The organism is Psychrobacter sp. JB385, assembly GCF_900163785.1.
In the GTDB taxonomy this organism is placed as follows: Bacteria; Pseudomonadota; Gammaproteobacteria; order Pseudomonadales; family Moraxellaceae; genus Psychrobacter.
In genome coordinates this window covers 14,068-25,714 of the sequence record NZ_FUKN01000010.1, presented here as the reverse complement: position 1 = coordinate 25,714, position 11,647 = coordinate 14,068, and the positions used below count along the sequence as shown (strand labels likewise).

At 44.7% G+C, this 11,647-nt stretch carries 8 protein-coding genes; 4 read left to right on the top strand and 4 right to left on the bottom strand.

Going from position 1 to position 11,647, the window contains the following annotated elements; genetic code table 11:
* Positions 1 to 53: 53 nt before the first annotated feature.
* From CZ794_RS04205 to CZ794_RS04195, 3 genes are read right to left on the bottom strand one after another with little or no spacing between them, the layout of a single operon-like run.
* Positions 54 to 1,601, bottom strand: a complete 1,548-nt coding sequence (locus CZ794_RS04205) for an ATP-binding protein (RefSeq protein ID WP_087040396.1) — start codon at positions 1,599 to 1,601, stop codon at positions 54 to 56.
* Between the two features lie 52 nt (positions 1,602 to 1,653).
* Positions 1,654 to 2,322, bottom strand: coding sequence for a response regulator (locus tag CZ794_RS04200; protein ID WP_087040394.1), 669 nt, complete (start codon positions 2,320 to 2,322; stop codon positions 1,654 to 1,656).
* Between the two features lie 22 nt (positions 2,323 to 2,344).
* Positions 2,345 to 2,947, bottom strand: coding sequence for a cytochrome b/b6 domain-containing protein (locus tag CZ794_RS04195; protein WP_087040392.1), 603 nt, complete (start codon positions 2,945 to 2,947; stop codon positions 2,345 to 2,347).
* A gap of 363 nt (positions 2,948 to 3,310) precedes the next feature.
* On the opposite strand from CZ794_RS04195, the gene CZ794_RS04190 reads away from it, so the two are divergent.
* Positions 3,311 to 5,572, top strand: a complete 2,262-nt coding sequence (locus tag CZ794_RS04190; protein WP_087040390.1) for a TonB-dependent siderophore receptor — start codon at positions 3,311 to 3,313, stop codon at positions 5,570 to 5,572.
* A gap of 134 nt (positions 5,573 to 5,706) precedes the next feature.
* Here CZ794_RS04190 and CZ794_RS04185 read toward each other — a convergent pair whose 3' ends face one another.
* Positions 5,707 to 7,215: a PepSY domain-containing protein gene (locus tag CZ794_RS04185; protein ID WP_087040389.1), complete on the bottom strand. Its 1,509-nt coding sequence runs from the start codon at positions 7,213 to 7,215 to the stop codon at positions 5,707 to 5,709.
* A 367-nt stretch (positions 7,216 to 7,582) separates the two neighbouring features.
* Between CZ794_RS04185 and CZ794_RS04180 the strand changes: the two genes are divergently transcribed.
* The 3 genes from CZ794_RS04180 (at position 7,583) to CZ794_RS04170 (ending at position 11,605) form a co-directional block, all read left to right on the top strand.
* Positions 7,583 to 9,760 carry a TonB-dependent siderophore receptor gene (locus CZ794_RS04180; RefSeq protein WP_087040387.1) on the top strand — a complete coding sequence of 726 codons (2,178 nt, stop codon included), beginning with the start codon at positions 7,583 to 7,585 and terminating at the stop codon, positions 9,758 to 9,760.
* Between the two features lie 135 nt (positions 9,761 to 9,895).
* Positions 9,896 to 10,639 carry a siderophore-interacting protein gene (locus CZ794_RS04175; RefSeq protein ID WP_087040386.1) on the top strand — a complete coding sequence of 248 codons (744 nt, stop codon included), beginning with the start codon at positions 9,896 to 9,898 and terminating at the stop codon, positions 10,637 to 10,639.
* A 249-nt stretch (positions 10,640 to 10,888) separates the two neighbouring features.
* Positions 10,889 to 11,605 carry a hypothetical protein gene (locus tag CZ794_RS04170; RefSeq protein WP_087040384.1) on the top strand — a complete coding sequence of 239 codons (717 nt, stop codon included), beginning with the start codon at positions 10,889 to 10,891 and terminating at the stop codon, positions 11,603 to 11,605.
* Positions 11,606 to 11,647: the final 42 nt, after the last annotated feature.

Here is an 11,647-nt window from a genome sequence, read left to right as displayed (position 1 = left end):
TCACATAGCATTGCGCTCGCGATGATTCTTTTTTATAGTGACCTGACGATAGCTTATTGCGACAACATCCTTGATAGTGGTTTTTTACTTCTTATTGTGACGACAAAGCCTGTTTTTGGTGCTACGCGATTGGCAAAGTCTAGCGTAAGGTTGTGAAGCTCGGCGACTCGATTGGCAATGGATAGGCCAAGACCACTGCCTAACTGCACTTGACCGGCGGGGCGATAAAAGCGTTCACTGAGTCGCTCTAGCTGTTCTGGATCAACGCCCACACCGTTATCGATCACTTTGATCGTGTTTACATCTAAATGCAGCTCAATCAAACAGCCTTCTGGACAGTAGCGAATGGCATTGTCCAATAGGTTTCGGATTAACAATTTAAACAATACTGGATTGATACGGATGGGCAAAATGTCCTCAGGATTGTCACACTGCACTATACGTTTCAATTGGATGTGTTTTTCACGCGCCAGACGGTTCACATCACTGAGTACCGTATTGGTGAGCATAAGCCAATCTGGGCATTCTAATTGCTCAGGTGGCAATTGCTGTTGTGGTTCCAATTTGGCCAAAATCAGCAGCTGATCGACCAAATGCGTGGCACGCTCAATACCATCACTGATTCTTTGTGTGTGATAAAACAACTGATTGTCATCTTCTATACCAGACAATTGCAATAGCTGCTGTTGCAATAGATCTGCCTGTAGCTTTAGCGCAGCCAGCGGACTGCGCAGCTCATGAGAGGCATCCGCCGTGAAGCGCTGTTCACGTTCTAGAGTATCTGCCACTTTAATAAACAATACATTTAGAGCAGTGACTAAGGGTTGAATCTCTTGCGGGACATTTGCTGTGATAGGACTATCATCTTGCGGTTGTCGCTGTTCAACCTCAGCACTGATTTGACTGAGCGGCATCAGCCCGCGCCGTATCAACCAAACCGCCAAAACCATAAAGGCAAATAAGCCAATTAACATAGGCAGCACTTGCACAGACATGGCTTTAACAATCATTTCTTGACGAGAGTCAAGGCTTTGACCAACCACCAATACCCGTCCTCCACGCTTACCATCTTTGCTATTATTATCATTACTATAATCTTCGTGCGCATAGAACAATCGCCAGCGCTTGCTAAACGGATTCAGGCGCTGATAGGCTGAGTTATCATCTTCTACAAAACCACGCTGGTCTGGCAAAAAAGAAAAAGACTGACCATTCTCGTCAGCTGCCAACAGATGCCCCTGCTTATCCCAAATAGCAAAGCCCATATAATCATCTTCAGCATCACCAAGATCCCCTGATAGCTCCTTACTTTTTAAATTATATATCTTGGCAACAGGGATTTCGCTATCCACCTTTTCGTTACTACTTTTACGCTCACCTTGGCGGCTTTCTTGATCATTGCTTTCTTGCGCGCTGCTTTGTTGATCACTGTCATTCGCAGATATGCCAATCAGATAGCGCACAACTTGCGTGATTTGTGTGTCATTCATCTCATTGATTTCGTGCCACAATCGCCAAGCGATGAAGCTCGATGTGATGAGCCACAGTAAAGGCAGACCAATGAGTAAAGAGATTAATAATCGCTGCTGGATACTTTTCATAAGCTCACATACGGCTCATCTATTAAAGGTCAAACTAAAGATAGATCATTCATTAGCCAAGCGCTGGATTGAGATAATAGCCAATACCGCGCTTGGTTAAAATAAAATCATTGCCCAGTTTTTTGCGTAAATGGTGGATATGCACTTCAATCGCGTTACTATCGATGTCTTGTTGCCAGCCATAAAGCTTGTCCTCCAAACTGGCTCGGCTATGAACTTGTTTGGGATGCGTCAGCATTTGCTCAAGTACAGCCACTTCTTTGATGGTTAATTCGATGACTTGACCTTGATAAGAGACCTGATGGTTGTGCGGCCAATAAGCGACTTCGCCATAGCGAATCTCAGGTTGACTGCGTCCCTGACTGCGCCGTATCAAAGCTTGCAAGCGCGCCACCACCTCATCTAAGGCAAATGGCTTAACCAAATAATCATCAGCGCCTGCATTCAATCCGGCCACGCGATTGGCAATGGCATCACGAGCAGTGATGATCAATACAGGCGTATCTATCCGTTTGTGTCGCCAATTTTGTAGTACTGTCATCCCATCCCCTTTTGGCAACGTCAAATCCAGCAACACGGCATCAAACATGTTTTCTTGCAATGCTATCTCACCTTGTTTGGCATCACAGAACCAATCGACCATCATGCCGTGACTTTTTAGGCCAAGCACGATACCTTCTGCAATATTGTTGTCGTCTTCTATTAATAAGATGCGTGCCATGAGCACTCCTCTGTTTTATATATTATCGTGGACGACGTATTGTCACCGTCTTATTACCCGTTATCATCGATTTAACGAGATTTTGTCGTTCCCAATAACTCATGACAATCGCAGCAATAATGTGCAAGGGGACAAGTAAGTATAAACTATTGGCCAGTGTTTCGTGGATTTCTTCCAGCAGGTTTTTATCACCAAACATGTTTGCTTCCATCAGATAACCACTGATACCTAATCCTATAATCACAGCCCATAGTGCAATCATCATGATGGCCGCCAATGGATTGTGTCCCAGATGCTGCTCATCTATACGGCGAGCGCCCAAATCAGATAGGTGACGCTTGATACGAGATCGCGTGGGCAAAAAATCACTAAAACGGGCGTAGCGTGTGCCAACCAATCCCCACAGTAGACGTACGACCACCAGCCCTACCACAGTGTAACCAACATATTGATGCCATTGACTACCTGCTTCAGTAAACAACAGGTTGGCCGTAATACCAGCTGCCACTGTCCAATGCGTCACTCTGACTAAGATATCCCAAACGCGTACCTGCCTCGTTTTAGGGGTATTTGAGAACAAAGGATCGGACTCATGAGTCGGGTTTATTATGCTGTTTTTAGTCATAGCCATGATTCCTTAAATAATTCGTTGATTTGCGAGCAATAGAATCGTTAGATATCGAATCTAAGTGAGATATCGCTATTACAACAAACGAATCTTAAGACAAGCTTACGCTATGATTCATCCACAACAGTTAATTCTTTTACGGATAAATATTGGCTTTTTTTGCACGTGCAATCAGACTGTTATCCAAACGACTACCGATAAGCTTAGTCCCCTGCATCAGCATGAAGATCAACAATAAAATAACGTTGGTAACTGTTTATATCCTTGACAGATAGGTTAAAACTTAATCCTGTAATAATATTGTAATGAAAACAATTATCATTATAATAAGCAATTCAACCATCTGCTGGAACTGCTTGCATGCAACTGTCTCGTTTATATTCTGCTTTATTTCGCTCACCATCTTCTCTACGATCACTTGGTTCAACCTGCCTGTCTACCTCAGTATTACTGATTGGTGCAAGCCAAGTTGCGTGGGCACAAACTGAGCCAAACACGGATACTCAATCTGACCCTAGTGTGGTGCTTGATACAATTGTAGTGACCAGCAGTGCTGATGCGTCAGCTGATGGATTGCCGACTGCCTATGAAGGTGGGCAAGTGGCGACTGGTAGCCGAGTCGGTATTTTGGGTAATCAAGACATTATGGACACGCCATTCTCCACCGCCTCTTATACCAATGAATACATCACCAATCAGCAAGCACAAAGTGTGGGTGATCTACTCAAAAAAGACCCGACTGTCCGCGTCGCAAGAGGCTTTGGTAACTTTCAAGAAGCCTACTTCATGCGCGGTTTTGTGACGACATCAGATGACACCATGTACAACGGTCTATACGGTATATTGCCAAGACAGTACATCGCAACTGAATTGTTTGAGCGCGTCGAAGTCCAACGCGGCGCTTCTACCATGCTAAATGGTGCAGCTCCAAGTGGCGGTAACTCAGGTGGTACGATTAACCTACTACCAAAACGTGCTGGTAATGAGCCACTACGTGAGGTAACGCTCGGTTATGGTCCGGGCGATCAAGGCAAAGTAGCCGTAGATGTGAGTGACCGCTTTGGTACAGATGATGCACTTGGCGTGCGTTTCAATGCTGCTTACCAAGATGGTGACAGCGCCATCGACGACGAATCTGCAACACTCGGTCTAGCCGCTTTGGGCTTAGACTATAGAGGCGATCAGTATCGATTGTCTGCTGACCTAGGTTGGCAAGACAACAAGATGAATGAGACTCGCACCAACGTCACGCTTGAAGGAGTTTCTAGAGTACCAAAAGCGCCAAAAGCAACCAAAAACTGGGCACAGCCTTGGACATATTCAAACGAAGAAGACGTATTCGGTACCATTAGAGGCGAATATGACTTCAATGATGCCATCACGGCTTATGGTGCTTATGGCGTCAGAAGTGGCGAGGAAGAAAACTCACTAGCCAATTTAACGGTCAATGACGTCGATGGTACAGGCACAACTTACCGCTTTGACAATGCTCGAAAAGACTTGGTACAAAGTGCGGAGCTTGGTCTACGTGGTAAATTACAAACGGGTAAAATAGATCATGATTGGGTAATCGCAACAGAGATTTATGATCAAGAAGAAAAAGGCGCTTACGGTTTTGATTTTAGTAACTTACTTGCGACCAACTTATACAGCCCTACTAAGTATCGTGATAACAGCTGGTCAGACGCCGCCTTTTTTGGTGGTGACTTAGACAACCCAAAACTAACAGGCGAAACGCAGCTACAAAGCTTCGCGCTAGCAGATACTTTTTCTCTGTTCGATGACAAATTAAAAACCACCGTGGGCGTGCGTCATCAAAACATTCAAACAACCAGCTATGATTACAACACGCAAGAAAAGACCTCGGATTACGATGAAAGCAAATGGACACCTAGTGTCGGTCTTGTTTATCAACCCAGTATGGACTGGTCTGTCTATGGCAACTATATCGAGAGCCTAGCCAAAGGAGATACTGCACCTTTGGTACAAGGTGGCACCACGGTCACCAATGGTGGTCAAGATTTGGCACCTTATGTCAGCAAACAAACAGAGGTTGGTGTAAAATACGACAATGGTATGATTGGCAGCAGTCTTGCAATATTCCGTACCGATGAGCCACGCGCTTATGTTGATGACAATGACACTTTTGTGGAAGCCGGAGAAAACCGTCATCAAGGTGCTGAATTATCCGTATTTGGTAGTCCAAGCGAAAACATGCGCCTGATCGCAGGTGTCACCTATTTGAGTGCTAAGCAAAAAGACACAGGCGATATAACATTGGATGGCAACCGCGTGATTGGTGTGCCTAAGCTCCAAAGCAACGTCAATCTAGAGTATGATTTAGCCGCCATCGAAGGACTAACATTAACGGGCGATATTATCCATACAGGCGCTCGTTATGCAGACGCGGCCAACACATTGAAGGTTGATGGCTACACCACGCTAGACCTTGGTGCGCGTTATCGTACGGTACTGGCAGGACAAGATGTCACGTTAAAAGGCATGGTGACCAACGTCACTGGTGAAGACTACTGGCAATCAGTAGGTGGCCTACCAACCTATGGCTATCTAAATGCAGGCGATCCTACTGCACTGAAAGTGTCAGCGACTTTTAATTTTTAAGCCATATGAGTAAAAATATACAGCGTCAATCATATTGATTCGATTGCAATAAAAAGGGCGTCTTGCTAAAAGACGCCCTTTTTTAGTAGTCAAACAAATCACTTATTTGATATAAATGCGATTTTTTTGAAGCTTTATTTTAGTAGCTTACGCAGAAAATCAACCCGAGATACCACCAAGAAATCCAATAATGCTATGGCAACAATGGCAATGATAGCGGTCGGAAATATGAGCGCCACTATCAATAAAGGAATGGCAAACGGCCACCACACCGATAAAGTAAGATGACGAGCGGGCGGGTTCAATCCTATCCTCTCATCGATGCCACGCGGACGGCGCTTCCACCACATGACATATCCGCTCACACAAATAGCAATGACAGATAAGCAAAATAACACATTGGCAAGCACACTCCATAATCCTAGCGTTCCCATATGTATGGCGGCACCTGCGGCCATAAATTTGCCAAAAGCATTGTAATCATCAAAGCGAATATCTGCTAAGACATTACCCGAATAGCGATCGATATGCACTGTACGATCCGCTGTTGGGCTCTTCATATCATAGCTCATCGAATCTTGGCTAATCGTCCATACCCCAGTCGCGCCTTGAGGCAAATTCATCTGATAACGCCCTTTAAAACCAATCTCACGAACAAACCGATCTACCGTATCAATCATAATGGGAATATTGGGCGCAATACCGTTCTCACCCATCGTTGTCCCTGATACGGGCATCGGTGTCAACTCTAGTACCCAAGGCACATCCTTGGTACTGCCGGTGTTTAGTGCATCGCCATGTGTTGGTGCAATCGCTGGTGTTGCGCCATGAACGTGCGGCGCGGCATCAGCGTTGTCCATATCCATATCCATACCAACATGATGCTGACTATGGTCAATCGAAAGCGGTATGGGCGCAACACCCCACTTACCCGCAGGAAACTGACTCCATGCTTGTACAATTCGCTCGCCCCAAATACCCGCCCACGCCATACCTGAAATGCAAAAAAACAACAATACAATCGATATCCAACTTCCTAATGTTCCATGAATGGTTCGAAAAAATGAGCGTTTTTTCTTAAGCGTAGTGTTGTCATCAGGAATCAACATAGCTTTGACAGATTTACGTTTTTTCCACCACAGATACCAGCCCGTTAAAATCATTAAAATCGTTAAGGAGGCTGTGGTTTCTTGAATATAATCGCCGACTCTGCCCAATAATAAATCGCTATGAATATCATCAAATGTACTATACAAGTCACTATTGGTGGGCGTGCTTGTAACAACCTCGGCCGTGTAAGGATTCACCGCCACCATATTGTCATGCCCTTCTGATACTACCTGAAACAAGGCCACGGTATCGCTCTCACGAGGGGAGATATATTTGATCAATGTACTATCAGGCAACGTGCCCAGCGCATTTTTGGCTTGAGTAGCGACAGGCGCTTGCACCATTGATTCTGGCGTAGGCACAGTCAAACGATCATTGTCTCGGCCCAAGGTGTTGGACATGAGTATCATCCCAAGCCCTGTACACGCTAAGATGATTAAAAAAGGCGCTACAAACATGCCAGCATAAAAATGCCAACGCCATACCGTAAAATAGCGCTGATTATTGTCCGATTGAAGGGATTGTCTGTTCATGGATATGACCTTTAACACTCTTTGGTTGCTCAATAAATGACCCAAACGTATGGATAATCATCACAGATATCGTGATTACCTTCGTTTTTTACGCCAGTCATCTTTTCTATATTTTCGCTACGGCTGCATGATACGAGAAAACGTATTCAAACACCACTGTTCATAGCGAATCACTTTTGTAACAGATTGATTTTTAGTCCATTTTTATATTAGACGACCCATTCTTTAGTTATTGCATCCAATAAAGCAATGACGGTTTGCGATTATTTTTAATGATAATAATAATCATTAGTGTTATTATCTACAGCAGTTACTCTTGCCAAAATAACCTGCCATATTCACTGATAACTTGCTAATAGGACATACGATGCGGTCTCCTGTCACCTCCAAATCCATTCAAAAAAAACGTCTCACTACGGCTGTACAAATTGGTCTGATCTTAAGCGTCAGTCATAGCGCTTACGCTGAAGACATACGAAGCAATATTGAAGACAATGAGACCGCCACACCATCGACCACCTTGGATACTATCACTGTTTATGCCGACGGCTACCGCAGTACAGGTACAAAAACCGCCTTAGATCCCAATGATGCGCCAATGAGTTATACCAGAATTGATCAAGAATTATTGCAAAAACGTCAGGCAGACAGCGTCAATGCCGCCTTACGTTACGAGCCGGGTATCAGTGCTGAGAGCCGCGGGACAGTGTCTATCTTTGATGAATACAATATCCGCGGGTTTAAAACGTATTCCAACTTTTATGATGGACTAAGACTGCCCTACGATGGCGCTTGGAATCTGATGCCGCAAGTAGATATCTATGCAACCGAGTCGGTCGAGGTGGTAAAAGGGCCAGCATCCTCGTTGTATGGCTACGCATCACCAGGCGGCTTGGTCAATCAAGTTGCCAAAACCCCAAAAAGCACCCAAGCGTCTGAGGTGCAGCTGCGACTTGGCAATCAAAACCTCAAAGAAGTTGGCGTAGATACGACAGGCCCTATCACAGACACGCTAAATTATCGCTTAGTAGCATTAAAGCGTAAAAAAGATGGTCAGATGCAGACCACTGAAGAAGAGCGTACTCTGATTAACCCATCAATCGAGTGGCGACCGACAGAAGATATCTCAGTGCTTGCCAATGTCTTTTATCAAGACGATCCGGAGATGGTGCCCTCGACGCCGCTACCTGCTGTGGGCACTGTCTACAATGCCAGCTATGGGAAGCTGGGTAGCGATGCTTATGCAGGCGACAAATGGAATCGCTTTAGCAAAGAAGTGCTCATGCCAAGTGTTACCGTCAACTGGGATATCAATGACAAGCTGACCTTTAAGCACATACTTCGTTATACCGATGCCGAGGCGCAGCAGCGCAATATGTACAACAATGGGTTTGTGAGTGGTAGTGATAAAATACTGAATCGCGTGGCCTACACGACCGATGAGAGCATGAGTAATTGGACCACGGACAATCAGCTCGCTTATCAACTAGATACTGCCAATACATCACACAATTTGTTGTTCGGTGTGGAATATCAAGAAACAGACAGCACCGCCACTTACTATGATGCTGGGGCGGATGGCACACCAAACCTTGATTTGTCTAATCCCGATTTTTCGCAGATCAATGCCGATACTTTACCGCTAAATAACTATCGTCAGGATGAGAGTATCGAACAAAGCCAACTTGGGTTTTATGTACAAGACGAGATGAAATGGCAAGATTTGACGGTCGTCGCAGGTTTGCGTCATGATAACTTTGATAGTATGACTGATCAGACCAAAGCATCTGCTGGTGCAGTCTATAGCGACCAAACGATTGATAATGATGCATCAAAAACCAGTGGTCGTCTCGCGGCCATCTATGCTTTTGATAATGGTATATCGCCTTATGCCAGCTACTCGCAGTCCTTTCAACCTGTCGTAGGCAGCAACTTTATTACCAACAAACCATTTGAACCTACCACGGCAGATCAATTAGAAGCAGGTATCAAGTATCTCTCTCCCGACCGAGCCACACAAGGTACATTGGCGGTCTTCGATATCACGCAAAAAAACGTCGTCGTAGCGGATGAGATCAACTATAGAAGCCAAACGCAAACCGGTAAAATCCGCTCGAAAGGGTTTGAGGTTTCAGGCAGTCACATGCTCAATGACTGGGTAGATGTTGCCGCAAGCTACAGTTATACCGATGCTGAAATCACAGCAGATGAATTCAACCCTGATGTAGTCGGTAATACGCCCGCGCAAACGGCCAAACACAAGGCCACACTATGGACAGATTATTATGCTACAGACAAGCTTACCCTAAACGCAGGCGTGCGTTATGAGGATGGCATGCAACTTGATAAACAAAACTCAGATGAGCTGCCAAGTGTGACCTTGGTAGACGTTGGCGGCAATTATCAAATCAACCCTATGCTTACGGTTGGCGCTAGCATCAATAACTTGTTTGATAAAACCTACGTGGGTGCCTGCTATGACATCAATAATTGCTGGATGGGACCTGAGCGGCAACTGTCAGTCAGTCTAAAGGCCAATTTTTAATCCATACAAGCTATCTCTTTCTCAACACCGTTTGCATAAAAACGGGTTTTATTATTGTCACACCGTCACAAGATAATAAGCCATACGCTCATTAACACCGTATCAAAAGAATCGTTATACAAAAAGGAAATACCCATGGCAAAATCTAATCCAAGAGTGCTTGAAGTCATTCGTACAACGTACCTTACGCCAAATATGTGCCGCGTCACACTTGGCGGTGAAGGGTTGATAGATTTTCCTATCGATCAAGAAAGCGCCTATATCAAACTCATATTCCCTCAGGGCGAAGAAAATAAACCATTGATGCGCACCTATACTGTCAGCGTCCAACGTGACAACGAGATAGATGTGGATTTTGCGCTACATGATGCTGAAGGCCCTGCCTCTACTTGGGCACGCAATACCCAAATCGGAGATAAAATCCTAGTGGGTGGCCCTGGTCCAAAGAAGCTTATAAACAATGATGCCGATTGGTTTTTATTAATTGGTGATATGACGGCCCTACCTGCAATTACTGTCAATCTTGCCCAGCTTCCTGATGATGCGCGTGGCTATGCTATCATTGAGATAAAAACAGAGGACGATAGTCAAACGCTCAAAAAACCCGAAAACATTGATATTCACTGGGTTATCAATGCAGAGCCAAACGCAGAGAACTGTCCATTACTTGCGCACACCAAAACGTTAACGTGGCTAACAGGAGAGCCCGCGGTATGGGCAGCTTGTGAGTTTCATAGCATGCGCGCACTACGTCAATTTTTTAAAGTCGATCGTCCGATAGAAAAAACGCATTTATACATCTCAAGCTATTGGAAAGTTGACAATACCGAAGACCAGCACAAAATTGAAAAACGCAACGATGCAGAAAGCGCTGCCTAATAGGCGACGCTCTTTAGTAGCAGTGACCATACTTGCTATAACACTAGCAATCCCTTAAGCAATATGATGATATTTTATACTCAGTCATATCGCTTAAGGGTTTTTTGGTTTAATAGGTATGTTTTATTTTTAAAACCAACGTTTGTAATGACTGATATCGATAGCAACGTGCGACATTATTTGTTAACCTCATTTATAGTCTCAAGATACTGACCGCACGCTATCACCTATAAAAGGTATCGTCATCCAATGATAATATTTCGTGAAAAATGGCTTTGGGCATTGTGCCTTGCGATATTGGTGCACGTGGGGTTTTTCTTTATTTTTTATATGAATGTGAATAAAGAAGATTCGCTGCCAGTGACCAATAGTCGTATCGATATGGCCAAGCCTTCCGTGACGCCTGACATTATAGATGACTTGCCACCTACCATTGCCAAAACCTATACTGCACCTGACAAAAATGTAAATACCGTCAGCTCCAAAGATACGACAGAAACACCATCAACGACTCAGAAAAACCCTATCACATTTGCACAGACAGACGACATCAGCGCTGCTCAAACACTGACCGAAGACTCGGTTTTAATGCCTACTAAGTCAGCGTCCACGCTTAAATCGCGTGCCGAAAAAATCAAGCCGCCAAGTCCCGATACAGAGGAGATGTCTGTGTCGATACCGTCAGACAATATCGAGGCGCTAGAGAGTATCAAGACTCGTGCTGGTTTGTTGTCTATCGACGTGCCGACCCAGCAGCCCACTATAAAAATAGACAAAGACTATCTCTCGGTAAAATCTGAAGTAGAAGACATTAACAGCCAATTGAGCGCCGCCATTAATGAGGTCAAAAACCGCAATCAGCAAAAAATAGATGAGGCGCAGCGGTTAAGAAATGGCGTTGATACCAGTGACAGTCAAAGCGCCAACAAGGTGATTGAACAAGAGCGCCAAGGTGATTCACTCTAAAGATAACTACAACATTGCATTGATAATAAACCCCCAGCGAGT

What these genes read in the sequence shown, in the direction of transcription:
- CZ794_RS04190 (WP_087040390.1), top strand. Translation starts at nt 3,311, where the DNA reads ATGCAACTGTCTCGTTTATATTCTGCTTTATTTCGCTCACCATCTTCT.
- CZ794_RS04170 (WP_087040384.1), top strand. Translation starts at nt 10,889, where the DNA reads ATGATAATATTTCGTGAAAAATGGCTTTGGGCATTGTGCCTTGCGATA.
- CZ794_RS04185 (WP_087040389.1), bottom strand. Translation starts at nt 7,215, where the DNA reads ATGAACAGACAATCCCTTCAATCGGACAATAATCAGCGCTATTTTACG.
- CZ794_RS04205 (WP_087040396.1), bottom strand. Translation starts at nt 1,601, where the DNA reads ATGAAAAGTATCCAGCAGCGATTATTAATCTCTTTACTCATTGGTCTG.
- CZ794_RS04195 (WP_087040392.1), bottom strand. Translation starts at nt 2,947, where the DNA reads ATGACTAAAAACAGCATAATAAACCCGACTCATGAGTCCGATCCTTTG.
- CZ794_RS04180 (WP_087040387.1), top strand. Translation starts at nt 7,583, where the DNA reads ATGCGGTCTCCTGTCACCTCCAAATCCATTCAAAAAAAACGTCTCACT.
- CZ794_RS04200 (WP_087040394.1), bottom strand. Translation starts at nt 2,322, where the DNA reads ATGGCACGCATCTTATTAATAGAAGACGACAACAATATTGCAGAAGGT.
- CZ794_RS04175 (WP_087040386.1), top strand. Translation starts at nt 9,896, where the DNA reads ATGGCAAAATCTAATCCAAGAGTGCTTGAAGTCATTCGTACAACGTAC.